Below are 26,590 nucleotides of genomic sequence, written 5' to 3' on the forward strand. Positions count from 1 at the left end.
ACTGATTCACTGCCATCTAAGTATCTTCTACATATTTCAATTTTTTGTTCTTTTGAAAACTTACTTTTTCTTCCCATAAGAAAACCTCCTCAGCAAACAGTGCTTTTAATTATTTGCACTGTCTACTGGGAGGTCATCATATCAAATCAAGAATGTCTACTTGTACTGCGTTAATTGTCATAAGGCTAGTAAAGTCATTAATAGATAATGTACCTACAATCTTTACTTTCTGGCCCTGTTTAAAGTGCTTAATTTTATAGTTTGGATTATAGATGATTGTATCAATACCACCTACATTAGGAATAAAGAAGCTTAACTTGATATGATCAAAATAATCTTTTACAGGTGCTTCATGAATGACTAGACCTTCAATAGAAATAAGAGTCTTTTCCTGTCCATTTCCAAATGGTGATAGTACCTGTAAGTATTCTTCTATATTTGTCTTAGATAAGTCTGAAATTTCTAATGGAATCACATCTCTTACTCGATCATCATCGTGGAATTCATCACTAATAAAGTATCCAGCATTGATTTCATCCGCAATAGGTGCAACAGAACGGAACTTACCTGTACCAGGACAGCCATAAATAAGGTACTTAACCATCTTCTTCGCATTATTTAAGGAACTAAGATAATGTGCCATCTTATTTGTGATAGAACCAGACATAACACTTTCATTATATGTCTTCTTGAATTCTCTTTGACGCATATTGTTTTTCTGTCTTGTCTTAGGTGTTAAAGCAACAAACTCAATCGCATCAAAACGACAGTCATTTAATAAACCTAAAGTCTTCTTTAAATGATAACGGTTAGAGTTACATAGAGGAACTCCTTCAGCCTGAATACCAATACCTGCAAGAGAAGCTAAATACTGATTTTCTTTACCAAGTAATGTATTAATAAGCTGTAATACAAGTAAACTCTGTGCAACATCTTCATCCTTATAGTGACCACCAGGTACTAATGGATATACATTGTCACCATCTCTTACTTCTAACTGATTTCCTAAGATAATATGAAGACCAGGACCAAAATCATCCTGAGGACCATCAAAGAATTCAAAAGCTGATTTCCCTTTAGCCATTAAGACACCTAGGAAAATCATTGCACTTTCTAATAAATGATGTAGTTCTGTACTCATGATACAAATATGAATCTTAGACTTAGAAGCACATGCTTCTTTGATGAGATTCAATGCTGTTTCACCATTCTCTAAATCTGTAAAGTTATAATAAAATGGTGTGTTGAGTGCTTCATAGTCTTCTTTTGTGAAGCCTCTATGTTCTACATATTTCGCAATAATAGGATTCACTTCATATGAATCCATGATTTCTTTAGTATGAGATAATTCAACTTCGTGAAATATCATTTTTTCACTCCCCTCTTTCCAAAACAATTATAACGAATGGTTCTCTAAAAAAAAAGTGTTACTTTCATTTACTCATTTTGAAACTTCTCAACACCTTTAATTCTATTATGTTAGACTATAGTCATGAGGAGGGGATTTCATGAAGAAAGATCAATATCAAATGGATATGACGCATGGTCCATTACTTGGTAAGATCTTAATATTTTCTATACCATTAATGTTTTCAGGGGTTTTGCAGTTATTATTTAATGCAGCAGACGTTATTGTGGTAGGACAGTTTGCTGGGCCACGTTCTATTGCGGCAGTAGGTTCTACATCTTCTGTTGTCAATCTATTAGTGAGTTTATTTATTGGTTTATCCGTTGGGGTCAATGTACTAGTTGCACGTTTTATTGCCTCACAAAGAGACAAAGATACCCATGAAACAGTACACTCTGCCATACTACTCGCAATTGTCTTTGGCTTGATCTTTGCGATTATTGGTGTAACAGGTGCAAGAATGATTCTAGAAGCGATGGGATCACCTGATGATGTCATCAATCTTGCAACAACCTATTTACGTATATATTTTGTAAGTATGCCCTTTGTTGCACTTTATAACTTTGGTGCTGCCATACTAAGAGCTATTGGTGATACAAAAAGACCACTTATATTCCTTATTGTAGCGGGTGTTGTAAATGTCATATTAAACTTAATATTTGTTATTATATTCAAGATGGATGTAGCTGGTGTCGCACTTGCAACATTTACAGCTGAACTTGTTTCTTCAATTCTTATTATTAACTGCTTAATGAAAACAAGTACTGTCATTCATTTAGATATTCATGCTTTAAAGTTTCATAAAGATAAAGTGATTCAAATATTCAAGATTGGGTTACCTGCAGGATTACAAGGTGCTATCTTCTCTATTTCTAATATCCTGATTCAGTCATCTATTAACTCATTTGGTTCTATTGCGATGGCAGGAAATGCAGCAGCAGGATCACTTGAAGGATTTGTTTATCAGTCTATGAATGCCATCTATCAGGCATGCGTCACTTTCACAAGTCAGAACTATGGTATTAATGATAGAAAGAGAGTCGATAGAGTTCTAGCATTATGTATTGGAATAGTCACTGTTGTAGGACTTGTTTTAGGTAATCTAGTCTACTTCTTTGCAGATGAACTCATTCGTATCTATACAACAGATGTACAAGCTATTGCCTATGGTCATGAAAGATTATTATATATATGTGTACCATATTTCATATGTGGCTGGATGGATGTCATAGTTGGTTCATTAAGAGGTTTAGGTTATTCTACTATTCCTATGATTGTATCTTTAATAGGTGCATGTGGACTAAGAGTCTTATGGATTCTTACTATCTTCCAATATTTCCATACACTTAATTCTATTTATTTATCATATCCAGTAACATGGGTTGTTACTGCAGCAGCCCATCTTATTACTTATATGATCCTAAGAAAAAAAAGCTTTTAACTAAAAAAAAGCCATTCAGGAATTAATTCTGAATGGCTTTTTTATCTGGTAACTGTGCAATAATAATCGCGATAAACATAAGTACACAGCCCAATCCTTCTTTAATTGTAAGACTCTGACCTAAGATCATCCATCCTGCAAGTACTGAGAATACAGACTCCATACTCAACAAAATAGAAGCTACTGTAGGATTCATACTCTTCTGTCCAATAATCTGTAATGTATACCCTGCTCCACTTGATAATAATCCAGCATAGAGAATAGGTGCACATCCTGCCATGATATTATGCATAGATACATCTTCAAATAGGAACATAGGAATAGTATTTAATAATGCACATGTGAAGAACTGAATACAGCTCATCTTTACACCGTCTACTAAAGGTGAATAGTGATCAATCACAAGAATATGTAATGCGAATACACAGGCACATGCACATACTAATAAGTCACCTTTACCTAAAGAAAGAGATCCTGTCATACATAATAAGTAAAGACCAATCACTGCTAGGACAACTGAGATACCAATCTTAGGACTTAACTTCTTCCCTAAAAATAAGCTAAAGAATGGTACAACAATAATATAAAGTGCTGTAATAAATCCTGCTTTACCTACAGTTGTATACTGAATACCAAACTGCTGCAGGGCACTTGCTAGACCTAATACAATACCACAGGCAATTCCACCAGCCCATAATTTCTTATCTTTGAAGTTCATTGTATGATCAAAGAAATAAATAAGTGGTAATAGAACAAGTCCACCTAAATAACTACGTAAGGCAGTAAAAGTAAATGGTCCTACATAATCCATACCTGCACTTTGTGCTACAAAGGCACAGCCCCAGATGAAGGCTGTAAGTAGTAGTAAAAAATGATTTTTATAACGCATGATTTCCCCCTCCTACAAAGGGGTATTCTACACGAAATCATCTCTACTTACAAAAGATATTTATCTACGATTACTTTTATTCCATCATGATCATTATCTAATGTGATTTCAGTAGCCAATTTCTTAATTTCTTCTGTCGCATTCCCCATCGCAATTGCTTTACCAGCACTCTGGAATGCTTCAATATCATTCCCGCTATCACCCATCATGATTGTATTTTCAATAGGGATATTTAAGTAAGATGATAAGAATTCAAGTCCTGCACCTTTAGTAATACCTAAAGGTGTGACTTCAATAGCTGTTTCTTCTACTACCGCACAACTGACTGGAAATACTTCTAGTTTCTTTAAAAGCTGATTCATTGCATCAACACTTGGATTATATAAACAGAACTTAAGGATTTCATCCTTATGTACTTCTGCATATTCATAAATATCCTCTACAATAAATGCACGGCTTTCAAACATAGATTGATAAATAGCCATATTGTAGTAAGGCATATTCTCTACATCTTTTTGAGAGGCAATAGAATGCGACGAATCTAGTAAATACAACATCACATCCTCTTTCTTCACAACATCCATCATCTGTGTAAATACATCTGTATCAAAAGAATGAACTTCTAATGGCTGATCATTCTTAAAATCATAGATCAAGCATCCACTTAATAAGATTCCATAATCACAGAAATCTAATTCACCTTCATAGTCTTTTAATTCTGCCAGCCCTCTTCCTGTACATAAACAAATACTCTGTCCTCTATTACTTGCTTCATTTAAAGAAGCTGCAGTATTTGGCGAAATTGTCTTATCAGACTTTAGAAGTGTACCATCCATATCAAGTGCTAGAAGATATCTTTCCTTGATCCATCCATAATGCAGACAGGCATTGTAGATACCATCCTTGTCGGCATCAGTAGTCACATAGGTTGCTTTCTTCTTTAATTCATCTATACCATTACCCATCGCAATACTTGTCCACTCTGGAATAAACATAGACAAATCATTCTTTTCATCACCAAATACGACAACATCCTTAACATCACCACCAAGATGTTCCACCATACGTTTAATACCCTTGCTCTTATCTCCAGGTTCTACAAACAAGTATTCCTTATGAAAACGACACCAAGGTAACTTCTTTAAAGATTCTAGTTTCTCTTCTTCACCCTTAAAGCAGGCAATATAAACCTTATAGATTTGATCATAATCACGTGGATCTAAACCTTCTACCACTTCTGTCTTCATATAAATATCATGAGTAAACTCATAAAAACGATCATCCGGTGCAAGTCTTCTTGTTTTGTTGTCAGGAGAAAAAGCCCATATCAAACCCTTCTTCTCACATTCATCTATTAAATCAAGACATAATTGGTAATCCAATGGTTCTATGCCTTTTAACTGATCATCAATAGTAATTCCATTCCCTCCATCACTGATCATATTATGAAAACCTAATTCATGCATATAATCATGTGCCATTGCAAAACTTCTACCTGTCGCGATCGCAATAAAATGACCCTCTGCTTCTAGCTGTTTTAAAGCATATTGTGTTGATTCAGGAATATACTGATCTCCTGGTGTACCTACAGCTAAAGTCCCATCAATATCAAAGAAAAAGTATTTTCTATTCATCATGTACCCCTCACTTTCGAGATACATTATACACGTACAAACATGAATTACTCAATCATCATTGATGCATGTTCTAGAATGAATAGTTAGAGTCTTCACATACCATATGTTCTGGATAAATTTCCATAGCATATGAAGTTGTTCCTGAACGATTTGGATAAAAGCGTCCTCTAACACTTCCTTCAATAGACACAGACTGACCCTTTTCAAAGTGGTCTACAACATACTGCGCTTTCTCATCCCAGATCACACAACGTATATAATCATAACGTGGTCTATCTTCAGTCCCTCCTTTCGTAGTAAGTAAGAAAGAACCTCTAAGTATTCCATTTCTAGATTCTTTCACTTCTGGATCAGATGTAATCTGACCTTGTAATTTAACTTCATTCATATTTTTATTCCTCCTTCTATATACTTATTCCCTAAAACAATTAGAAATTACTTAAGATTTTTTAAAAAAAGTTTAATTCCCTACAACCCTTATGGTATATAATGTTTAAAAACGGAGGAGATTATATGGAATTAGAAACAAAAGCAATCCATGAAGGCTGGAAGCCTGGTAATGGAGAACCTAGACAGTTACCAATTTATGAAAGTACTACTTTTAAATATGATTCAAGTGAAGAAATGGGTATGTTATTTGATTTAGAAAAAGATGGTTATTTCTATTCACGTTTACAGAACCCTACAAATGATGCAGTAGCAGCTAAACTTACAAGCATGGAAGGTGGCTATGCTGGTATGTTGACAAGTTCAGGACAAGCAGCTAACTTCTTTGCGATTTTTAATATCTGTGAAGCAGGAGGACATGTTGTTGCTTCTGGTAATATTTATGGAGGTAGTTATAACCTACTTTCAGTAACTATGAAGAAAATGGGTGTAGATGTAACTTTTATTAATCAGGATGCATCTGTAGAAGAAATCAATGCAGCATTTAAAGAAAATACTAAGTGTATGTTTGGAGAAACATTATCTAACCCTACAATGGAAGTATTAGATATTGAAAAGTTTGCATCTATTGCCCATGCACATGGTGTCCCTTTAATTGTAGACAATACATTTGCAACACCTGCGAATTGTCAGCCTATTAAATGGGGTGCAGATATTGTAACTCATTCTACAACTAAATATTTAGATGGGCATGCATCTGGTGTAGGTGGTGCTATTATTGATAGTGGAAACTTTGACTGGATGAGTCATGCAGAAAAGTTCCCAGGACTTACTACTCCAGATGATAGTTATCATGGAATCACTTATGCAAAGAGATTTGGTAAAGCAGCTTATATTACTAAAGCCACTGCACAGTTAATGCGTGACTTAGGATCTATTCCTTCACCATTTAATAGTTATTTATTAAATATTGGAATTGAATCATTACCAGCACGTATGCGTGTACATTGTGAAAATGCCTTAAAAGTCGCTACATACTTAAAGAATCATCCAAAAGTTGCTTGGATTCACTATCCAGGACTAGAAGATGATAAATATCATGAAGCAGCTAAGAAGTATATGCCTCATGGTACATGTGGTGTTATGTGCTTTGGTTTAAAGGGTGATAAGAAAGAAGCAGTGACTTTCATGGATCACTTACAGCTTATTAACATTGTGACTCATGTAGCTGATGCAAAGACTTGTATTTTACATCCTGCTAGCCATACACATCGTCAGATGACAGATGAACAATTAAAAGAAGCAGGTGTTGATCCAACACTTATTCGTTTATCTATTGGTTTAGAAAATCCAGAAGACTTAATTAAGGATATCGAAGAAGCATTAAAGTATTAAAAAAGACTGTTCAAGTGAACAGCCCTGAAAGCAGAATTTATTTCTGCTTTTTATTATGCTTTCCATAAACCATGAAGATTGCAGTAGTCATAAGCTGCTACAACTTCATCACCTTCACCAATATAGAATACAGCTTCAGGCTTGTCAGAAGGTGTTAACTGTTTGAACTGAGTACCATTCTTAGTTTCTAATACAATTAATGTGATGTAGTGTGCTTCAGTCATAGGATGTTCTACTGATCCTACTGATACTGTTACTTTATTATCTTCTACTTTCACTACAGGAACATGCTTTTCAACTGCGGCATCAGTTGTATTTGGTGTTAATTCCTTCATAGGTTCACCACAACAAACTACTGGTACACCAGAATCTACAAAATGAGTGATAACGTTACCACAATGTTCACAACGATAAAATTTCATATTCAATTCCTCCTTTATCTACTTCTATCATATCACTTTTAGAATATGACTACTAATGATATGCTTTCTTTTACAATATTTAAAAATTGAATTGTAAAAACGTTGATTACAAAAGGTTTTTTTAAAGTGTCATTTGTGATTTTTTTACAAAATATTCTTGTAAATCTTTACAAAAGGCATTATTATGTAAATGGAAATATAAATAGAAGTTTTATATGGAGGTGATACATATGACTAGTGATTTTAGTATTGCTGTCCACGCTCTCGTCTATTTAGGTAAAAACCAAGACCTTATTTCTAGTGATGAACTAGCAAAGCATATTTGCACTCATCCAGTACGTGTAAGACGTGTTATGATCAAATTGAGAGAAGCTGGCCTTATTAAGGCTAAAGCAGGTGTTGATGGAGGATATCGTCTTGATAAAGAAGCAGATAATATTACTTTATCTGAGGTCGCGAAATCTGTCTCAAATGATTATATCCATGTGACTTGGCACAATGGAGAAGATGGAAGAGAAGCCATTAAGGACTCTAAAGTAGAACAAGCCATTGATTCTATTTTTGTAGATCTTAATGAAGCGTGTGACAATTTGTTGAAAGACAAGACCATCGAGGACATTATGAATATATCGAAGTAGAAATGGTCTACAATCAAAAGAAGCAGCCTAGATGGCTGCTTTTTTAAAGTCTAATATTAAGTTTAAGATAATACCTCCTACAACCATTGCTGCACCAATTAAACTGATACCAGATATTGTTTCATGGAAGAATATAAAAGCCCACAGAGGCGCTAAAATGACTTCTAACATACAAATAAGATTGGCTGTAAAAGCTTCTGTACAAGAAATACCTAATGCAAGAAATATACCACCTAAACACATTGGGAAGAAACCATAACCACATACACCAAAGGCATCGGTGATGTGGAAATGAGGAAGTCCTCTAAAGACAATTAAACCTACTGTAAGAGAGAACATATAGGCAAATATTGTCGAAGAGAAAGCTTCAGCATCTTCTTTGTTGTTGAGGTAGAACTGCATTCCAAAGCAGGCTCCTGATATAATTGCGAGTATATTTCCTAATAGATGCGAGAAGGAAAGAGTATCCGCAAAGAATAGTGCCATACCGATAAAGACAATCGCAATAATCCCCATTTGTCTTTTTGTCGGTAATTTACGTAAATCAATTGATTGATAGATCAATACAAAGATTGTTGATGAGTATTGTAATACAATCGCATTAGCCACTGATGTCAGCTTATTGGCATAGATGAATGTCAAACTCATAAGAAACTGAAAGACCCCTACTGTAACTGTCATTTTATTGAACACCAGTTTCTTATGATGAATAATCATACTCAAAGGTATTGCGACAATAGAACTCATCATTGAGAATCCCAGCCCATTTAAGTGGCTTGCACGTATAAATAAACCTGCAAGTGACCAGCAGAATGCTGTCATCAACAGGAAGAATACGCCTTTTGTACTTATTTTATTTTCCATAATACAGCCACTAATAATGCGATGATTAAAGGAATAAGTACTGGCACAACAACACATAAACCAAATAAAAGAATATTATTCATAAAAGTTCACACTCCTTTTCCTCATTATAGCATGCTATAATGAGGAAAACAAAGAGGAGATGATAGCGTGTGGGTTGTTGAAAGAATTGATGAAAAAGGGTATTATCATCTAGAAAACTTAAAGACAGGTGAAACCATTTTAAAGAGAGGTTTAAATGCACATGAGAATGATGTATTAGATGAATGCTTCCATGTTTTACCTGAAGAAACTAAGAAGAGAAAACAAGAAGTGGATGATTTGTTCCACTCTCTTTTATAGAGGTGACTACATGTTAATTAATATACAGAATTTATCTTATGCGATTGGTGAGAGACAGTTGTATAAGAACTTGAATATGATTGTAGAGGATACAGATAAGATTGCCTTAGTTGGTGTCAATGGAACAGGTAAGAGTACTTTATTAAAGATGATTGCCCATCATGACAGTCCTGCAATCACTTATAAGAAAGATCTAAAGATTGCATACTTATCTCAGAATCCTGTATTTAGAGATAATGAAACAATTCTTAATGAAGCAAAACATATTCTTAAGGATGTCCCTGAATATTCTATTAAGTCTTCTTTAACACGTTTTGGTCTAGAAGATATGGAACAGGTGATCAGTACTTTATCTGGTGGTCAGAAGAAACGTTTAGCTCTTGCTATCGTATTACTAGAAGAATGTGATTTACTTATTCTAGATGAACCAACAAACCATCTAGATACACCTATGATTGAATATCTAGAAAAATATTTAATTAAACGTTCTAAAGGATTACTCATGGTCACTCATGATCGTTACTTTCTAGAACGTATTACTAATAAAATCTATGAATTAGATAGAGGTGAGATTTTCCCTTATGTTGCTAACTATTCTCATTTTCTAGAATTAAAAGCTGAAAGAGAAAACAATGCTTTACAGGCACAAAGAAAAAGAAACCTCTTCTTAAAGAAAGAATTAGAATGGGTCAGAGCAGGTGTTCAGGCACGTTCTACTAAGAGTAAAGATCGTTTACAGCGTTTTGAAGAATTATCTTCTATTGAACAGATTCAAGAAAAAGGTACTGTTGAATTAATAGATACTACAAGTCGTTTAGGTAAGAAGACTATTGAGTTAGTGAATGTGTCTAAGAGTTATCCTGATAAGGTGATGTTTAAGCCATTTTCTTATTTATTTAAGAGATTTGACCGTATTGGTATCTTAGGACAAAATGGCTGTGGTAAAACAACACTCCTTAATATGATTGCAGGTATTATCACTGATTATGATGGGGAGATTATTATTGGTGATACAATCCGTATGGGCTATTTCCAGCAACATTTCCATTATGATGATCCTACAATGAGAGTTATTGATTATATTAGAGAAACAAGTGATAATCTAGAAACAAGTGAAGGAACACTTAGTGCTCGTAATATGTGTGAACGTTTCTTATTTGATGACCACGCCCAGTACACACAAATTGGTAAGTTATCCGGTGGTGAACAAAGAAGACTCTACTTATTAAAGGTATTAATGGGTGCACCTAATGTATTACTATTAGATGAACCGACGAATGATTTAGATATTGAAACATTGAATGTATTAGAAGATTATCTAGATACATTTAAAGGTATTGTGATTACTGTATCCCATGACCGTTATTTCCTAGATCGTATTGTAGATGGTTTATTTGTCTTTAAAGATCAGGAAATTCATTATGTGAATGGTGGCTATAGTGCTTCTATTGATATCACTAATACTAAGAAAGAAACAGAATCTCAGAAAGAAGATTATCGTAAACAAGCTAAAGAAAATAGAAAAAGAAGATTAACCTTCAGTGAAAAGAAAGAACTAGAAGGTATGGATGATCTCCTTATGAATCTAGAAACACGTTTAAGTGAGATCGATGAGGAAATGGGAAATACCCAGGACTTTGAAAAGCTTGATGAATTAAGTAAAGAACGTGATGAAGTTGAAAAGACTTTAGAAGAAAAGAATGAACGTTATCTAGAACTATTAGAAATAGAAGAAAGCTAATGAAAAGAGGAATCCATTTGGATTCCTCTTTTGCTATATAAGGAGAAGCATTAGACTCATTTGAATAATTTATCAAACCCATCTTATTGATATTGAGTTCTTTTTATTATTAGACTTTTTATGGATTCAACATTTTATTAGAAATTTTCATTTCTCACTGAATATAAGATCGAATCTTACCATAATTGCCGTATTACTTATTTACTTTTCGGTTCGTTAGACTAGGAAGTCAAGTAACATGTCTTATATTTAATGTTTTATCTTCTGTCTTCTCTTTTCGCTTATATCATACATTATCATCCACACAAATGCAAGCGTTTACACACATTTTCATAAATTGAAAATACAGTGATAAATAGATGCTTTTTCACAAATACAATTGACGTTAGTATACATATATTATACAATACAACTACGCTAGCGGTAGAAGTACTCTAAGTGAGCCTACTTGCGCAAAAACTCTTTGTCTATCGACAAGGAGTTTTTGTTTCCAAATGAAAAAGCTATGGCTTTTACATCACCATAGCTTTCCTGCTGGATACTAGGATTACATCTTTTGGATTCAATTTCCAGCATCATAGATAAATGGGAAAACCTTTTTTATAGCCTTCCAATATATAGATCAACGTACCTTATTATATTCAGGAGCTATCTCCCGTTTTCCACCTTTCATATAAACCATACATTATTGATATTGCATATAAATCATTATCGGTGGATAAATACGTTTTTCCTAATTTAATTGAGTATCCTCAACGGATACTCAGTCACAGTATCCCATTGGAATCTCTCCTTTCTGACCAAGTTCTTTGAGATGAATGTATATGTTAAGGAGGTCTTCCTCCTCTCTTTCTGACTTAATTATAGCCTAATAATTACAACCATGCAAGCGTTTACATTCTATTTTTATATAATGAAAATACTTGTTTTACAAAACTCTTTTTACTATAATGACATTAGTTATATGACTGACGGAAGTGGAATTGACCACAGGGAGTATAATAAATCAAATGAAGAAGCCGACCGTCTGGGCAAAGAAGCCTGGAGTATGTGTCGGCTTCTTTTTTTGGAGGAATCTATGAAAGAATTAGAATTAAAGTATGGCTGTAACCCAAATCAGAAACCTGCTAAGGTATTTATGGAGGAAGGAGAACTTCCTTTTACTGTCTTAAATGGTAAACCTGGTTATATCAACTTATTAGATGCTTTTAATAGCTGGCAGTTGGTGAAGGAATTAAAGGAAGCAGCTCATATGAGCTGTGCTGCAAGTTTTAAGCATGTATCTCCTGCTGGTGTGGCTATTGGGACACCTTTAACTGAAGTAGAAAGACAGATGTATTTTGTAAAGGAAAGTGCTGAAGTGTTAAGTCCTATCGCAAATGCCTATATTAAAGCAAGAGGTAGTGACCGTATGAGTTCATATGGCGATTTCTGTGCTCTTTCTGATGTATGTGATGAAGTGACTGCAAAACTTATTAATCGTGAAGTCAGCGATGGTATTATTGCCCCTGGTTATACAAAAGAAGCATTAGAAATACTTAAGAAGAAAAGAAGAGGCACTTATTGTGTATTACAGATGGACCCTCACTATGTACCTAATCCAGTAGAAATTAAGCAGGTATTTGGTATTACATTCCAGCAAGGTAGAAATAACTGTGTGATTAATGAAGAAATGTTTAAGGATGTTGTATCTAAAAATAAAGATATCCCTGAACATGCATTACATGATTTAATCCTTTCTATGATTACATTAAAGTATACACAGTCTAATTCTGTATGTTATGTCAAGAATGGTCAGGCTATTGGTATTGGAGCTGGTCAGCAGTCTCGTATTCATTGTACAAGACTTGCTGGTAATAAGGCAGATGTATGGTTCTTACGTCAGCATCCTAAGGTATTAGGTTTACAGTTTGCTGATGGTTTAAAACGTGCTGAAAAGGATAATACAATTGATGCATATGTATCAGATGATTATGAAGATGTGCTAGGTGATGATGTATGGCAGAACTATTTCAAAGTAAAGCCAGAAGTATTCACTAGAGAAGAAAAGAAAGAATGGTTAAAGAAGAATACAGATGTTGTACTAGGCAGTGACGCATTCTTCCCATTTGGAGATAATATTGAACGTGCTCATAAGAGTGGTGTGAAGTATGTAGGTGAACCAGGTGGTTCTATTCGTGATGATCATGTTATTGATACTTGTGATAAGTATGATATGGTACTCGCATTTACTCATCAAAGATTATTCCATCATTAATCCCCTACTTTTGTTGTAACTGTGTTATAATGCACTTTATGAAAATAAATGAGAATGTAAAAATTAAAGAACTCACTACAATGCGCCTAGGCGGTCTAGCGCGTTATGTGATTGAATTAGAGACCGTAGAAGATGTAGAAAAAGCTTACTTATTTGCGAAAGAACGTCAATTACCTGTATTTATTCTAGGTACAGGAAGTAATGTAATTGGAAAAGATGAAGGTTTCAAGGGGGTTATTCTTTTAAACCGTATTAAAGGTATACGTTTTATTGATGAATTGACGATTGATGCAATGGGTGGAGAACTACTTGATGATTTAGTTGCTTTTACTACAGAAAAGAATTTATCTGGTATTGAAGCATTAAGTGCTATTCCTGGTACTGTCGGTGCTGCACCTGTCCAAAATGTAGGTGCTTATGGTCAGGAAATAGAACAGGTATTAGAGTCTGTATATGCTTATGATTTCAAGGAAGAAAAGTATGTCACTATTAAGAAAGAAGATATGAATCTAGGTTATAGACAAAGCATCTTTAATCAGGGTGAAGATGCTGGACGTTATTTGATTATCTCTATGAGAATTCATTTAAGTCATGATAGACTTACTCCTCCTTTCTATACTTCTTTACAGAGTTATGTAGAAGAACATCAGATTACTGATTTTTCTCCTAAATCTATTAGAGAGATGGTTACTGAAATACGCTGGTCTAAGTTACCTAAACCAGAAGAAATGGCTAGTTCTGGATCATTCTTTAAAAATGTTTATTTAGATGATCAAGAAGCAGAACGTTTAAGAAGTATGAATGTTCCTGTCTGGGAAGGTAATAAAGTCCCTTCTGGATGGTTAATAGACCATGCTGGATTAAAGGGTAAATCATTTTATGGTATGCGTGTATCAGAAAAAGCTGCACTGATCTTAATTAATGAAAGTGCACAAAGCTATGCTCACTTAAAACAGGCAAGAGAAGAAATTGTTTCTATTATTGAAAAGAAATATGGTCTAACTCTAAAACAGGAACCTGTTGAACTGGAATAAGATTTATTCCAGTTTTTTTGTGTTCTTTCTTATGATATAATTAGTTAGATTAGGAGGAATTGCTATGTTATTTATCACTGACAATGAATTTGAACGTGTTGTATCTAGAGCACGTAACCGTGATATTGCACGAGAATATTATCGAAGAGATTATGTTGTAAATGTTTCTATCACTATAGATAATCGTGGTTATTATCATATATCTGGTAAAGTTATGATTAATGGTAATATCTATCTTCCTCGTGTTCTTGTGAATCCCAATTCTAAAATAGTATCGACAGACTGTAATTGTATATATGCTGATGAATATACAGCCTGTGGACATATAGGAGCCCTTATTTTAAAGGTTCAGGAGTTATCTCCTAATACATTCCCTTATCGTTATGCTGTTGATTTAGAAAAGCGTGCACAGGAAGAAAAGAAAAGTGCTATGAGAGAACGTCTTTTATGGGAACAACAGATGGCTGAATTTAGAAGAATGGAAAGAGAAAAGGAAACCAATGCACTTACTGATTATGTTAAAAATCAATTAGTCAATCAGTTTACACCTGTAAGTTCTACACCCGTTCATTTAAAGCTGCTTCGTGCAGATGGATGGAATTTTAATATCACATTTAAGATAGGACGTGCAAGAGATTATATTGTAAAGAGTATTCCTAACTTTGTAACACAGATGCAGAATAATGAATATCATGCTTATGGAAAGACTTTATCTTTTGTTCATAATCCTGATATTCTAGATGAACCATCTAAAAAGATTTACCAATTCATTCTGAGATTCTATCATTCTCATCTTGCTAATAATAATACGTTATTCATTGATAATGAGAATATCGATGCTTTATGGGAGTTACTTACAACTATTCCTGCATCTTTACATAATTTTAAATGTATAGAAGATGAATTACATCCTGTGGTATCAGTAACTAAGGATAAACATGATACAATTCTAGAACTAGAAACAAATATAGCACCTTATTTTGCTGGTAAGAGATGTTTATATCAATATACACCTTCAGATTTTACTATCACTCGCTATCCTTTTGATAAACAGGGTGTTACTATTGAGTTATTGAATCGTTTTGATACATTACAGCGTCTTTATGTAGCACATGAACAGTTAGAAAACTTTACTCGTTATATTATTTCTCCTACAAAGAAATATATTGAGTATGTAGGTTTAGAGGATACAATCCAAGAGGAATCACATCTAGAAATCTATGCAGATGTAGATGAAGATGAATATGCTTTAGTTAGCTTAATTGGAACATATGAGGATGGAAAACATGATCTTCTTAAAGAAGATGTACCTCATTCTTTAAAAGCAGACCTCATTATTAATTTCTTAGAGAAATATAATCCTGATGATATGTCAGGACCTATGCGTTTTGATACACATCGTGATGAAACAATAGATATGATTCATGATGGTTTAGGACATCTTAATAAGATTACAGATGTTTATGTATCTGATTCTTTACAAGCGATAGGTTCTAAGAAGTCTATGAACTTATCTGTTGGTATCAAGGTCTCTCATAATCTATTAGAAATGGACTTAGATTCTTTAGATGTGCCTAAAGAAGAATTAGCTGATATTATTGCGAGTCATAAGAAAAAGAAACGTTATCATCGTTTAAAGAATGGTCAGTTATTATATATTGATACACATGAATTAGATGAGTTAGGTAATATGATGGATCAATATCATATTCTACCTAAAGATATTTCTGAAGATGGTACAATTGATTTAAATCTAAATAGAGCACATCAAATGGACTTAGCAACACAGGATTTCCAGTATGTACAGGTCAATCGTGAAGAATCATTTAAGGATGTATTGGATCATTTAAAGAACTATACACATCATAAACATGAATTAAATGAACGCTATGATGCAATATTAAGAGATTATCAGAAAGAAGGTTTCCAATGGCTTTCTACTATGAATGATCTACATTTTGGTGGTATTCTTGCAGATGATATGGGTCTTGGTAAAACTATCCAGATTATGAGTTTATTAGAAAGTAATGAACATCACTTTTCTATTATTATTTGTCCTGCTTCATTGATTTTAAACTGGTTGGATGAGTTTAATAAGTTCTCTTCTCATTTAAAGGTGACTTGTGTAATGGGAAGTGCAAAGGAACGTAAAGAGATTATTAAAAGTTATAAGCAGTTTGATGTGATGATTACTTCTTATGATTATATTCGTAAGGATTATGAACAATATAAGGATATTGTATTTGATTTTATTGTTTTAGATGAAGCACAGTATATTAAGAATCAGAAGACTAAGAATGCGATTGCAGTTAAATCATTAGAAGGTAAACAGCGCTATGCGTTAACTGGTACACCTATTGAAAACTCACTTGCTGAATTATGGTCCATCTTTGATTTCTTAAATAAAGACTATTTATATAACTATCGTTATTTTAAATCTCATTATGAAGCACCTATTGTAAAGGATCATGATGAAGAGGTTCAGACACAATTACAGAAGATGATTTCACCTTTTGTATTAAGACGTACTAAGAATGAAGTATTAAAAGATTTACCTGATAAGATTGAAAATACCGTACTTGTAGACTTCAGCGAAGATGAAAAGAAGCTCTATTTAGCTCATTTAGCACAGGCCAATCAGTTATTAAAGACTTTAGATGGTTCTAAGGACCGTATTCAGATTCTTGCGATGTTAACAAAGTTAAGACAGATCTGTTGTGAACCTCGTATTGTCTTTGATGATGTAAAACATATGTCCTCTAAGATGGAAGCATGTTTAAATATTATTCAGACATATAAAGACAATAACAAGAAGATTATTGTATTCTCATCATTTAAGAGCTTACTGAATCTTCTTGCAGATGAGCTCGATAAGAGTAAGACATCTTATTATATGTTGACTGGTGATACTGATAAAGCGGATCGTAAAGGTTTAGTAGATGCTTATCAGAATGATGATACAACAGTCTTCTTAATTAGTTTAAAAGCAGGAGGTACTGGTTTAAACCTCACTGCAGCAGAAGGTGTTATTCACTTTGACCCTTGGTGGAATATGTCTGCACAAAATCAGGCAACTGATAGAGCATATCGTATTGGACAGAAGAATAAAGTATTTGTATATAAGTTGATTATGGCTGATTCTATTGAAGAAAAGATTCAGACATTACAGGCAGCTAAGAAGGATTTAGCTGATCGTTTTGTGGAAGGTAACAGTGGTTCTATTACGACTATGAGTGGTGAAGAAATCATGAGTTTATTTAGTGAGGATTAACATGAAGAAGATGACTATGGCCGATATTGCGAAAGTTGCAGGTGTGTCTAAGACAACTGTTTCTCGTTATTTTAATGGTGGCTATGTAAAAGAAGAAACACGTCAGAAGATAGAGAAGATTGTAAAAGAGTATGATTATGAGCCTAATGTGCTTGCTGCGAATTTAAAAGCCAACAAGACACATACTGTGGGTATTGTATGCCCTACTCTTACTTCATATGCTTCTAGTCGTATGATGATGAATATTGATCAGTTCTTAAAGAAGCATCATTATGCGACAATCATCATTAACACAAATCATGATGAACTCGATGAAATCAAGTCCATTACTAAACTTACACAATTAAGAGTGGATGGTATTATTCTTCTTGCCACTTCTATCACAATGGCACATAGAGATATTGCCTCTAAGAGTTCTGTTCCTATTGTGTTTATGGCGCAGGCCTATGATGATGGTGTGAGTGTTATTAACAATGATTATGAAGCAGGCTATAAGATAGGTGAGTATATTTATTCTAATGGTCATAAGAATGTTGTATATGCAGGAGTAAGTAGAAAAGATGTGGCTGTAGGAGTCATTCGTAGACAAGGTGTTTATGATGGCTTACAGAATGTACATCCTCATTTTCTAGAAACAGACTTCTCTGCTGAAAAGACAATAGATAAACTCAATGATTACTTAAAGAATCATACATGCCCTACTGCCATCATCTGTGCAACAGATACAATTGCGATGGGATGTATGAAAGTTCTAAAAGATCACGGTTTACGTATTCCTGAGGACGTTTCAGTAACTGGATTTGGTGGTTATTGGACTTCTACTGTAATGTCCCCTGCTCTTACAACTATTAAGTTCCATTATGCCCATGCTGGTCAGACGGCTGGACAGATTATTCTTGATATGATAGAAGAAAAAGAAGTCGAACGTGCTACACTTATTGACTTCACATTTATAGAAGGAGAAAGCGTCAGAAGTATCTGATGCTTTTTTTAAAAAAATGTGGTATCGGTTTCATATTTTTATTGACAAGTGCTTGTGCTTGATATATGATACAGATGTGGAATCGGTAACATACCGATAAAGGAGGAAATTTCAATGGACTACAATAAAGTCGCAAAAGAAGTCATCTCCCATGTTGGTGGACCTAAGAACATCAAAAAGGCATTTCATTGTGCTACACGTTTAAGATTGATGTTGAAGGATCCATCATTGGCAGATGAAAAAGCTTTAGAATCTGTAGATGGAGTTAAGGGAACATTCCTTGTCCAGGAACAGTTCCAGATCATCTTCGGAAGTGGTACTGTGAACCTTGTCACAGATGAAGTATTAAAAGAATTAGGTATGGACTCTCAAGATCAGGCTGATGAAGAGATTGTAGAAAAGAAGGGAAATCTAATCAGCCGTGCTGTTAAGACACTAAGTGATATCTTCGTACCTATCGTTCCAGCCATCGTTGCTGGTGGTTTATTGATGGGGATCAATAACGTATTAACTGCACAGGGATTATTCTTTGCGAATAAGAGTTTGATTGAAGCTTATCCAATGTGGAAAGACTTTGCGACAATCATCAACTTATTCTCTAATGCAGCATTCACATTCCTTCCAATTCTCGTTGGATTTAGTGCTACTAAGAAATTTGGTGGTAACCCTTATTTAGGTGCTGTCATGGGTATGATCATGGTACATCCTGATTTATTAAACTGTTACAACTATGGTAAAGTAGCAACACCTTTCTGGAACCTATTTGGTTTAAAGGTTGCTGCAGTAGGTTATCAAGGAACAGTTCTTCCTATCTTATTTACATCTTGGGTAATTGCAAAGTTAGAAACTAAGTTACATAAAATCACACCTTCTTGGTTAGATAACTTAACGACACCATTATTGTCAGTATTAATTACTGGATTTATTACATTCTTAGCTGTTGGTCCTGTATTAAGAGAAGCAGGTAATGTACTTGCAGATGGATTACAGTGGTTATATTTCTCATTAGGCCCTGTTGGTGGTGCAATCTTTGGTTTCTTATATGCACCTATCGTTATTACTGGTATGCATCAGAGCTTTATCGCAATCGAAACACAGTTGCTTGCAAGTGCAGCACATAGAACATTCATCTTCCCTACTGCCGCAATGAGTAACGTTGCTCAGGGTGCTGCAGTATTAGCTGTGTTCTTCTTATCTAAAGATCCTAAACAGAAATCACTATGTAGTGCATCTGGTATTTCAGCATTACTTGGTATTACTGAACCTGCAATGTTCGGTGTTAACTTAAAACTTAAATATCCATTCATTGGTGCTATCTGTGGTTCTGCTGTTGGTTCAGCTTGGATTGCAGGCACTAAGACTCTTGCAAGTGCTGTAGGTACTGCTGGTATTCCTGGTTTCCTTTCTATTCCACCAGAAAGCTGGGGTAACTATGGTATTGGTATGGTTCTTGCAATCGTAGTGGCATTCGTTGTTACTTGTATCCTACACAAAAGAAATGTAGAAGGTAAAACTCCTGCTGAAAACGAAAGCTTAGCTGCACCTATGAAAGGTACAGTCGCTTCTATCACTGAATGTCCTGATCCAACATTTGCTTCTAAAGCTATGGGTGATGGTTTCGTAGTATTCCCAGAAGATGGTAAGTTCTATGCACCAGCGAATGCTGAAGTGACTATGACTTTCCCTACTAAGCATGCATTTGGTTTAATGACAAATGATGGTACAGAAATTCTTGTACATATTGGTTTAGATACTGTTGAATTAAATGGTGAACCTTTCACTATGCACGTTAAAAAAGGTGACAAAGTAAAGAAAGGTCAGCTACTCGTTGATGTTGATTTAAAGGCTATTGAAGCAGCTGGTAAAGAAACTGCAACTGCAGTAATTATTACAAATGGCAAAGCAGCGAACTTAATTAAGAGCGGTGCTGTTGATGCTAAAACAGATATTGTAGAAATAGCGAATCCAGTTGTAGAAGTTAAGGCTGCATAAGGAGATTTTTATGAAGGAAATGTACAAACTAAAGTATCATCTAGAACCTGTATTTGGATGGATGAACGATCCTAATGGGCTTGTAGAAAAAGATGGAAAATATCATATCTATTATCAGTATTCTTACGAACCTGAAGGTGGATTAAAGTATTGGAAACAATTCACTACTGAAGATTTCCTTCACTATCAGGATGAGGGGATTGCCCTCTCTCCTGATCATCCTCATGATCAGGGTGGTGCTTATTCTGGGTGCTGCTTCAATGACCATGGATTATTACGTTATTTCTATACTGGTAATGTAAAGCTGCCTGGTGATTATGATTATATTAATGCAGGTAGAGAACATAATGTGATGATAGTTGATTCACAAGATGGGCTTGTATTAGATCATAAGGAAGTTGTGCTTTACAACAAGGATTATCCTCAAAACATGTCTTGTCATGTAAGAGATCCCTTCGTTTATAAAAATGATGGTATGTATTATATGGTTCTAGGAGCAAGAACCCTTGATTCACATGGTTGTGTAATCTTATATTCATCAAAAGATTTAAAGAAGTGGGATTACATGAAGACTGTTGACTACCATAAACCTTTTGGTTATATGTGGGAGTGTCCGAATTATTTAAGTTTTGAAAAGAAGAAGTTCTTATTCTGTTGTCCTCAGGGACTAGAAAGCCATAACTATGATTATGAAGCTATTTATCAGAATGGATACTTTCCTCTTACAACAGATTTAGAGAAGGATTGCGTTTTGGAGGACTTTATCGAGTTTGATCATGGGTTTGATATCTATGCCCAGCAGTTCTTCAAAGATGAAAAAGGTCGTATGATCATGGCAGGCTGGATGGGGCTTCCTGATATTGATTATACAAATCCTACCGTAGAAGAAGGACGTCAGCATGCCTTCACTCTCTTTAGAGAGATTACTGAACATGAAGGTAGACTCTATCAGTTCCCTATTGAAGAATATAAGTCTTTAAGAGAAGAGAAGAAAGAAGTACAGGGAACATCTCTCACAATGAATACGTCTTGTTTTGAATGCCATATAACTGATCTCCCTCAGTCATTCAAACTTCATTTAAGAGGTGTAAATATGAATTATGAAGATGGTCTTCTCACTATCGATATGAATAAAAGCGGTTCGGGTCGTGGTGTGAAACACATTAAAATTCCTAAAATGAATAATATGACTTTGTTTAGCGACACATCTTCTTTAGAGCTATTCATCAATGATGGTGCTTATGCCTTTACTACACGTATTTACAACAATTCAGATACTATTGAAATTATAAGTAATAAAGAAATTGATATGACTGCTTATCAATTAAAAGCGATTGACTTAGAACCTGCCAAATAAGCAGGTTCTTTTCTTTTTAGCACTTTATTAAAGAAAGTGCTAATTTTTAGCACTCAAGTGTTGACTTTGCTAAAAGAGTGACTATAATAGTAGTTGTAATCGATAGAGAGGTTACTAAGAAATAAGAAAAACGTTGAGAGAGGCGAACAAATATGAAATATTATCCAAATTTTAGTGATGTGTTTGATGATTTATTTGATTCAGGAGTCAATACTACAAAAGCAAATACAATGTTATGTGATATTCGTGAAACAGAAAATACTTATGAAATGAATATTGCTCTTCCTGGATATAAGAAAGAAGATATTGCTTTGGAACTTAAGAATGGCTACTTAAAAGTATCAGCTTCTGCTAAGAAAGAAGAAACTACAGGACGTATTGTAAGACGTGAAAGATATAGTGGTAACTGTTCTAGAAGCTTCTATGTAGGTGAAGAATTTACCGAAGAAGATATTAAGGCTAAGTTTGATAATGGTGAATTAATGATTTCAGTTCCTAAGGAAGCTCCAAAGAGAGTAGAAAAGAAATCAATTACAATCTACTAATAACACGAGACGAAGAATCCCATGTTTAAATTTGATAAAGGAGATGTTATTTATGAGATTTTTACCTGGTTTCTATGATGTGTTTGATGATATGTTTGATGATGGCTGGATGAGTCCATCAACTAATGCAATGCAGTGTGATATCAAGGAAGTAGACAACAACTATGAAATGAATATTGCCCTTCCTGGATATAAGAAAGAAGATATTTCTCTAGACTTGACTGATGGTTATTTAACAGTTTCTGCTAATACTAATCAGGATAAGGAAGAAAAAGATAAGAATGGTAAGGTTATCAGAAGTGAACGTTATACAGGTAGTTGTTCAAGAAAGTTCTATGTTGGTGAGGGTTATAAAGAAGAAGACTTCACTGCTAAGTTTGAGAATGGTGAATTGATGATCACTTTCCCTAAGACTGAACCTGAAAAGATTGAAGAAAAGAAACCTATTATGATTGAATAGTTCATAACACGAGACGAAGAATCCCATGTTTAAATTTGATAAAGGAGATGTTATTTATGAGATTTTTACCTGGTTTCTATGATGTGTTTGATGATATGTTTGATGATGGCTGGATGAGTCCATCAACTAATGCAATGCAGTGTGATATTAAGGAAGTAGACAACAACTATGAAATGAATATTGCCCTCCCTGGATATAAAAAAGAAGATATTTCTCTAGACTTGACTGATGGTTATTTAACAGTTTCTGCTAATACTAATCAGGATAAGGAAGAAAAAGATAAGAATGGTAAGGTTATCAGAAGTGAACGTTATACAGGTAGCTGTTCAAGAAAGTTCTATGTTGGTGAGGGTTATAAAGAAGAAGACTTCACTGCTAAGTTTGAGAATGGTGAATTAATGATCACTTTCCCTAAGACTGAACCTGAAAAGATTGAAGAAAAGAAACCTATCATGATTGAATAGGCATTTAAAAAGGAAGCGTGAGCTTCCTTTTTTTATAGGAGATGAGCGTAAAACCCATTACCTTTAGGTGATGGGTAGTTCACACTGTGCGCATGTAGTTATAGACTTGTTTCTTAAAAGTCTCCCAGTTCATTGATCCAGACTGCCCTTCTATCATTGGTCTAGGACACTCTTTTCCTGACCAGTCATGATGCATACGGAGTTGATCTACACTGAGGTTATATTGTTTTAATAATGCAGCAGCAAGTTTGGCTGCATTTTTTTCTGCAATATATAAATGGCCATCTGAATTGACACATATTTCTATCGCAATAGACGCACTATTACCTGGCATGACACCATCTCCTGCATGTCCTGCCTGCTGGTTAAGTGGTAATGATTGGTAGATACTGTGGTCATCCACAGTATAATGCCAGGAAGCAGAACGTACATTACCTGTATATTGAAGTTTAGCATGACTCAAAGCATCGGCTACTTTACTTGTATTATCTGTTGTATGAATCGTAATATACAGTGGTCTCATTGCATAATGAGTACGATGACTACTTGTTTCAGGAATCATATAATCTTTGTAGAGAGGTATCCCAGTTGTATTCTCTATAGAATTATTGACATCTATACTCACATATTGAGAAGAGACCCAACCCTTTCCTTCTATATACATATAGCGCCCTGCTTCTTTTGTGACGTGATAACTTCCAGCAGGAACAGTATTAGAAGTAGCATAGTAAGAGAATGGTGCACTATACAGCGTCTTAGAAGTACTAAATGTAATTGTATTAGAGATTGTAAGAGGCTGTACACCTACATAACTATTATGACTATATTTCTTACCATCTAGCCCTGCATAAGTCAAGCCATCAAAACTACTACATTCTATTGGTCTAGATAAGAGATGGTTACTTATTAATATATGATCACTTTTAATAATGACTTGTGTTGGTGTATAACTAGGAAAACTAATAATAAGTAATACTACAACCAATATATTCTTCAGTATTCTCTTCTGTTTTATTGTCAGTTTTTGATGTTTCATAAGTTTATCCTTCTTCCATTGCATTGTCATTATAATACTAATATAAGATTATGAATAATTTTTTAACTTCACCAACCCATTAACATACTGTAATTTTCATTGATGCAAAAATGAAAACGCTTATTTTTTCACAAGACCTTTATAAGCCTAAAAAACGCTATTTTAAGCCCTTTTTATACTATTTTTTACATGCTGTTTTCTTGAGTTTCATTGACTTTAAAAGCATGGTGTCATATAATTTTGACAGGTGATAACCCTCACCTTGAATCAACAGTCATTTAGTAATGAAAGGAGTAAAAAAATGATTTATTCAAAAGAAGTTGAAGAAATGTATTGCGTTAAACAGGGCGGCAATCATGGTTGTGCCCCAATTCCTGAAGAAGGCAAATGGGTTTATTCTAAAGAAATCAAGGATATTTCTGCTTACACTCATGGTATCGGATGGTGTGCTCCACAGCAGGGTGCTTGTAAACTTTCTTTAAATGTTAAGGAAGGTATCATTGAAGAAGCACTTATCGAAACTATCGGATGTTCAGGTATGACTCATTCTGCAGCTATGGCAGCTGAAGCTTTAGTTGGTAGAACTTTACTTGAAGCATTAAACACTGACTTAGTTTGTGATGCTATCAACACTGCAATGAGAGAATTATTCTTACAGATCGTTTATGGACGTTCTCAGTCTGCTTTCTCAGAAGGTGGTTTAGTAGTTGGTGCTGGTCTTGAAGACTTAGGTAAAGGTTTAAGATCAATGGTAGGTACATCTTATGCTACTAAGAAGAAAGGTCCTCGTTACCTCGAATTAACTGAAGGTTACATTACTAGAGTTGCTTTAGATAATGATGACCAGATCATCGGTTACGAATTCGTAAATCTTGGAAGAATGATGGACATGATTAAAGCTGGAGAAGATGCTAATGAAGCTGTTAAGAAGGCAACAGGTTCTTATGGACGTTTTGCTGATGCTGCTAAGTACATCGATCCAAGAAAGGAATAATTAGGAGGTAGAACAATGGCTATTACATTTGAAGGTTATGAAAGAAGAATCAACCAGATCAATAAAACTTTAAACGAATATGGTATCAAAGATATCGAAGAAGCTAAGAAGATCTGTGATGATAAAGGTATTGATGTTTATAACATCGTTAAATCTACTCAGCCTATCTGCTTCGAAAATGCTTGCTGGGCTTACACTGTAGGTGCTGCAATCGCAATCAAGAAAGGTGACGTTAAGGCTGCTGATGCTGCTAAGACAATCGGTATTGGTTTACAGTCATTCTGTATTCCTGGATCAGTTGCTGATGATCGTAAAGTAGGTTTAGGTCATGGTAACTTAGGTTCAAGACTTCTTGATGAAGAAACTCAGTGTTTCGCTTTCTTAGCTGGTCATGAATCATTCGCAGCTGCTGAAGGTGCAATCAAGATCGCATTAAACGCTAACAAAGTTCGTAAGCATCCTTTAAGAGTTATCTTAAATGGTTTAGGTAAAGATGCTGCTAAGATCATCTCAAGAATCAATGGTTTCACATATGTTGAAACTCAGTTCGATTATTTCACAGGTGAGGTTAAAGAATTATCTAGAACTGCTTATTCAGATGGTGACAGAGCTAAGGTTAACTGCTATGGTGCAGATGACGTACGTGAAGGTGTAGCTATCATGCATAAGGAAGGTGTAGATGTATCAATCACTGGTAACTCTACTAACCCAACTCGTTTCCAGCATCCAGTTGCAGGTACATATAAGAAAGAATGTATCGAACAGGGTAAGAAATACTTCTCAGTTGCTTCAGGAGGAGGAACTGGTCGTACATTACATCCAGATAACATGGCTGCAGGACCAGCTTCATATGGTATGACTGATACTATGGGTCGTATGCATAGTGATGCTCAGTTCGCAGGTTCTTCATCAGTACCAGCTCACGTTGAAATGATGGGCTTAATTGGTATGGGTAACAACCCAATGGTAGGTGCTACTGTTGCAGTTGCAGTTGCTATTGAAGAAGCTAGCAAATAATTAATTCAACACTTAAA

23 protein-coding genes and 1 riboswitch are annotated in these 26,590 nt (G+C 34.6%); of the genes, 16 read left to right on the forward strand and 7 right to left on the reverse strand.

The window, feature by feature from the left end; translation table 11 throughout:
* Positions 1–136: 136 nt before the first annotated feature.
* On the reverse strand, positions 137–1,369 hold the full coding sequence (locus H8909_RS04595) for a hypothetical protein (RefSeq protein ID WP_187012014.1): 1,233 nt from the start codon (positions 1,367–1,369) through the stop codon (positions 137–139).
* A gap of 139 nt (positions 1,370–1,508) precedes the next feature.
* Here H8909_RS04595 and H8909_RS04600 point away from each other — a divergent pair, with 139 nt between their 5' ends.
* Entirely contained in the window at positions 1,509–2,849 is a 1,341-nt protein-coding gene (locus tag H8909_RS04600; RefSeq protein WP_187012015.1) for an MATE family efflux transporter, read from the forward strand.
* Between the two features lie 22 nt (positions 2,850–2,871).
* Here the strand turns inward: H8909_RS04600 and H8909_RS04605 are convergent, their stop codons facing one another.
* The 3 genes from H8909_RS04605 to H8909_RS04615 all read right to left on the reverse strand — a co-directional run bounded on the left by H8909_RS04605 (position 2,872) and on the right by H8909_RS04615 (position 5,763).
* Positions 2,872–3,738 carry a DMT family transporter gene (locus H8909_RS04605; RefSeq protein WP_187012016.1) on the reverse strand — a complete coding sequence of 289 codons (867 nt, stop codon included), beginning with the start codon at positions 3,736–3,738 and terminating at the stop codon, positions 2,872–2,874.
* Positions 3,739–3,785: 47 nt separating this feature from the next.
* A complete protein-coding gene (locus tag H8909_RS04610; protein ID WP_187012017.1) occupies positions 3,786–5,375 on the reverse strand; it encodes a Cof-type HAD-IIB family hydrolase in 1,590 nt (529 codons plus the stop codon).
* Positions 5,376–5,445: 70 nt separating this feature from the next.
* Positions 5,446–5,763 (reverse strand): single-stranded DNA-binding protein, encoded by a 318-nt coding sequence (locus tag H8909_RS04615; protein ID WP_022425350.1) that lies wholly within the window; start codon positions 5,761–5,763, stop codon positions 5,446–5,448.
* Positions 5,764–5,888: 125 nt separating this feature from the next.
* Here H8909_RS04615 and H8909_RS04620 point away from each other — a divergent pair, with 125 nt between their 5' ends.
* Positions 5,889–7,157, forward strand: coding sequence for an O-acetylhomoserine aminocarboxypropyltransferase/cysteine synthase family protein (locus H8909_RS04620; RefSeq protein ID WP_187012018.1), 1,269 nt, complete (start codon positions 5,889–5,891; stop codon positions 7,155–7,157).
* A 53-nt stretch (positions 7,158–7,210) separates the two neighbouring features.
* Here H8909_RS04620 and H8909_RS04625 read toward each other — a convergent pair whose 3' ends face one another.
* The gene (locus H8909_RS04625) at positions 7,211–7,579 is read right to left on the reverse strand and encodes a desulfoferrodoxin family protein (protein WP_117459137.1); all 369 of its coding nucleotides are present in this window, start codon (positions 7,577–7,579) and stop codon (positions 7,211–7,213) included.
* 230 nt (positions 7,580–7,809) lie between these two features.
* On the opposite strand from H8909_RS04625, the gene H8909_RS04630 reads away from it, so the two are divergent.
* On the forward strand, positions 7,810–8,217 hold the full coding sequence (locus tag H8909_RS04630) for an RrF2 family transcriptional regulator (protein ID WP_158546333.1): 408 nt from the start codon (positions 7,810–7,812) through the stop codon (positions 8,215–8,217).
* Between the two features lie 27 nt (positions 8,218–8,244).
* Here H8909_RS04630 and H8909_RS04635 read toward each other — a convergent pair whose 3' ends face one another.
* The gene (locus H8909_RS04635) at positions 8,245–9,081 is read right to left on the reverse strand and encodes a DMT family transporter (RefSeq protein ID WP_187012019.1); all 837 of its coding nucleotides are present in this window, start codon (positions 9,079–9,081) and stop codon (positions 8,245–8,247) included.
* A 150-nt stretch (positions 9,082–9,231) separates the two neighbouring features.
* On the opposite strand from H8909_RS04635, the gene H8909_RS04640 reads away from it, so the two are divergent.
* From H8909_RS04640 to H8909_RS04690, 11 genes are all read left to right on the forward strand, one after another.
* Positions 9,232–9,423 carry a hypothetical protein gene (locus H8909_RS04640; protein WP_187012020.1) on the forward strand — a complete coding sequence of 64 codons (192 nt, stop codon included), beginning with the start codon at positions 9,232–9,234 and terminating at the stop codon, positions 9,421–9,423.
* 10 nt (positions 9,424–9,433) lie between these two features.
* Positions 9,434–11,164 (forward strand): ABC-F family ATP-binding cassette domain-containing protein, encoded by a 1,731-nt coding sequence (locus H8909_RS04645; protein WP_187012021.1) that lies wholly within the window; start codon positions 9,434–9,436, stop codon positions 11,162–11,164.
* Between the two features lie 954 nt (positions 11,165–12,118).
* Positions 12,119–12,204: riboswitch (ZMP/ZTP riboswitch) on the forward strand.
* Between the two features lie 38 nt (positions 12,205–12,242).
* Complete coding sequence (locus H8909_RS04650; protein ID WP_187012022.1) at positions 12,243–13,421, forward strand: phosphoribosylaminoimidazolecarboxamide formyltransferase; 1,179 nt, start codon at positions 12,243–12,245, stop codon at positions 13,419–13,421.
* A 38-nt stretch (positions 13,422–13,459) separates the two neighbouring features.
* Positions 13,460–14,455 (forward strand): UDP-N-acetylmuramate dehydrogenase, encoded by a 996-nt coding sequence (gene murB, locus H8909_RS04655; RefSeq protein ID WP_187012023.1) that lies wholly within the window; start codon positions 13,460–13,462, stop codon positions 14,453–14,455.
* 64 nt (positions 14,456–14,519) lie between these two features.
* Positions 14,520–17,726, forward strand: a complete 3,207-nt coding sequence (locus H8909_RS04660; protein WP_187012024.1) for a DEAD/DEAH box helicase — start codon at positions 14,520–14,522, stop codon at positions 17,724–17,726.
* Position 17,727: 1 nt separating this feature from the next.
* Complete coding sequence (locus H8909_RS04665; protein ID WP_187012025.1) at positions 17,728–18,708, forward strand: LacI family DNA-binding transcriptional regulator; 981 nt, start codon at positions 17,728–17,730, stop codon at positions 18,706–18,708.
* Between the two features lie 114 nt (positions 18,709–18,822).
* The gene (locus H8909_RS04670) at positions 18,823–20,700 is read left to right on the forward strand and encodes a sucrose-specific PTS transporter subunit IIBC (protein WP_187012026.1); all 1,878 of its coding nucleotides are present in this window, start codon (positions 18,823–18,825) and stop codon (positions 20,698–20,700) included.
* A gap of 10 nt (positions 20,701–20,710) precedes the next feature.
* Complete coding sequence (locus tag H8909_RS04675) at positions 20,711–22,057, forward strand: glycoside hydrolase family 32 protein (RefSeq protein WP_187012027.1); 1,347 nt, start codon at positions 20,711–20,713, stop codon at positions 22,055–22,057.
* A 152-nt stretch (positions 22,058–22,209) separates the two neighbouring features.
* Entirely contained in the window at positions 22,210–22,602 is a 393-nt protein-coding gene (locus H8909_RS04680; RefSeq protein ID WP_187012028.1) for an Hsp20/alpha crystallin family protein, read from the forward strand.
* A gap of 52 nt (positions 22,603–22,654) precedes the next feature.
* Complete coding sequence (locus H8909_RS04685) at positions 22,655–23,062, forward strand: Hsp20/alpha crystallin family protein (RefSeq protein WP_117459125.1); 408 nt, start codon at positions 22,655–22,657, stop codon at positions 23,060–23,062.
* A gap of 56 nt (positions 23,063–23,118) precedes the next feature.
* A complete protein-coding gene (locus H8909_RS04690) occupies positions 23,119–23,526 on the forward strand; it encodes an Hsp20/alpha crystallin family protein (RefSeq protein WP_117459125.1) in 408 nt (135 codons plus the stop codon).
* Between the two features lie 79 nt (positions 23,527–23,605).
* Here H8909_RS04690 and H8909_RS04695 read toward each other — a convergent pair whose 3' ends face one another.
* The gene (locus H8909_RS04695) at positions 23,606–24,562 is read right to left on the reverse strand and encodes a peptidoglycan recognition protein family protein (protein WP_187012029.1); all 957 of its coding nucleotides are present in this window, start codon (positions 24,560–24,562) and stop codon (positions 23,606–23,608) included.
* A 301-nt stretch (positions 24,563–24,863) separates the two neighbouring features.
* On the opposite strand from H8909_RS04695, the gene H8909_RS04700 reads away from it, so the two are divergent.
* Together H8909_RS04700 and H8909_RS04705 are read left to right on the forward strand one after the other, a co-directional pair.
* Positions 24,864–25,556 (forward strand): iron-sulfur cluster assembly scaffold protein, encoded by a 693-nt coding sequence (locus H8909_RS04700; RefSeq protein ID WP_006505048.1) that lies wholly within the window; start codon positions 24,864–24,866, stop codon positions 25,554–25,556.
* A gap of 15 nt (positions 25,557–25,571) precedes the next feature.
* Positions 25,572–26,573, forward strand: coding sequence for a GGGtGRT protein (locus tag H8909_RS04705; protein WP_006505049.1), 1,002 nt, complete (start codon positions 25,572–25,574; stop codon positions 26,571–26,573).
* Positions 26,574–26,590: the final 17 nt, after the last annotated feature.

Origin of the sequence: Catenibacterium faecis (assembly GCF_014306455.1) — a bacterium.
GTDB lineage: Bacteria > Bacillota_I > Bacilli_A > Erysipelotrichales > Coprobacillaceae > Catenibacterium > Catenibacterium mitsuoka_A.

Coding starts and splice junctions, on each gene's coding strand:
- H8909_RS04695 (WP_187012029.1), bottom strand. CDS start 24,562: ATGAAACATCAAAAACTGACAATAAAACAGAAGAGAATACTGAAGAAT.
- H8909_RS04680 (WP_187012028.1), top strand. CDS start 22,210: ATGAAATATTATCCAAATTTTAGTGATGTGTTTGATGATTTATTTGAT.
- murB (WP_187012023.1), top strand. CDS start 13,460: ATGAAAATAAATGAGAATGTAAAAATTAAAGAACTCACTACAATGCGC.
- H8909_RS04690 (WP_117459125.1), top strand. CDS start 23,119: ATGAGATTTTTACCTGGTTTCTATGATGTGTTTGATGATATGTTTGAT.
- H8909_RS04660 (WP_187012024.1), top strand. CDS start 14,520: ATGTTATTTATCACTGACAATGAATTTGAACGTGTTGTATCTAGAGCA.
- H8909_RS04705 (WP_006505049.1), top strand. CDS start 25,572: ATGGCTATTACATTTGAAGGTTATGAAAGAAGAATCAACCAGATCAAT.
- H8909_RS04595 (WP_187012014.1), bottom strand. CDS start 1,369: ATGATATTTCACGAAGTTGAATTATCTCATACTAAAGAAATCATGGAT.
- H8909_RS04645 (WP_187012021.1), top strand. CDS start 9,434: ATGTTAATTAATATACAGAATTTATCTTATGCGATTGGTGAGAGACAG.
- H8909_RS04635 (WP_187012019.1), bottom strand. CDS start 9,081: ATGGAAAATAAAATAAGTACAAAAGGCGTATTCTTCCTGTTGATGACA.
- H8909_RS04665 (WP_187012025.1), top strand. CDS start 17,728: ATGAAGAAGATGACTATGGCCGATATTGCGAAAGTTGCAGGTGTGTCT.
- H8909_RS04630 (WP_158546333.1), top strand. CDS start 7,810: ATGACTAGTGATTTTAGTATTGCTGTCCACGCTCTCGTCTATTTAGGT.
- H8909_RS04600 (WP_187012015.1), top strand. CDS start 1,509: ATGAAGAAAGATCAATATCAAATGGATATGACGCATGGTCCATTACTT.
- H8909_RS04625 (WP_117459137.1), bottom strand. CDS start 7,579: ATGAAATTTTATCGTTGTGAACATTGTGGTAACGTTATCACTCATTTT.
- H8909_RS04675 (WP_187012027.1), top strand. CDS start 20,711: ATGAAGGAAATGTACAAACTAAAGTATCATCTAGAACCTGTATTTGGA.
- H8909_RS04650 (WP_187012022.1), top strand. CDS start 12,243: ATGAAAGAATTAGAATTAAAGTATGGCTGTAACCCAAATCAGAAACCT.
- H8909_RS04620 (WP_187012018.1), top strand. CDS start 5,889: ATGGAATTAGAAACAAAAGCAATCCATGAAGGCTGGAAGCCTGGTAAT.
- H8909_RS04610 (WP_187012017.1), bottom strand. CDS start 5,375: ATGATGAATAGAAAATACTTTTTCTTTGATATTGATGGGACTTTAGCT.
- H8909_RS04700 (WP_006505048.1), top strand. CDS start 24,864: ATGATTTATTCAAAAGAAGTTGAAGAAATGTATTGCGTTAAACAGGGC.
- H8909_RS04605 (WP_187012016.1), bottom strand. CDS start 3,738: ATGCGTTATAAAAATCATTTTTTACTACTACTTACAGCCTTCATCTGG.
- H8909_RS04685 (WP_117459125.1), top strand. CDS start 22,655: ATGAGATTTTTACCTGGTTTCTATGATGTGTTTGATGATATGTTTGAT.
- H8909_RS04615 (WP_022425350.1), bottom strand. CDS start 5,763: ATGAATGAAGTTAAATTACAAGGTCAGATTACATCTGATCCAGAAGTG.
- H8909_RS04670 (WP_187012026.1), top strand. CDS start 18,823: ATGGACTACAATAAAGTCGCAAAAGAAGTCATCTCCCATGTTGGTGGA.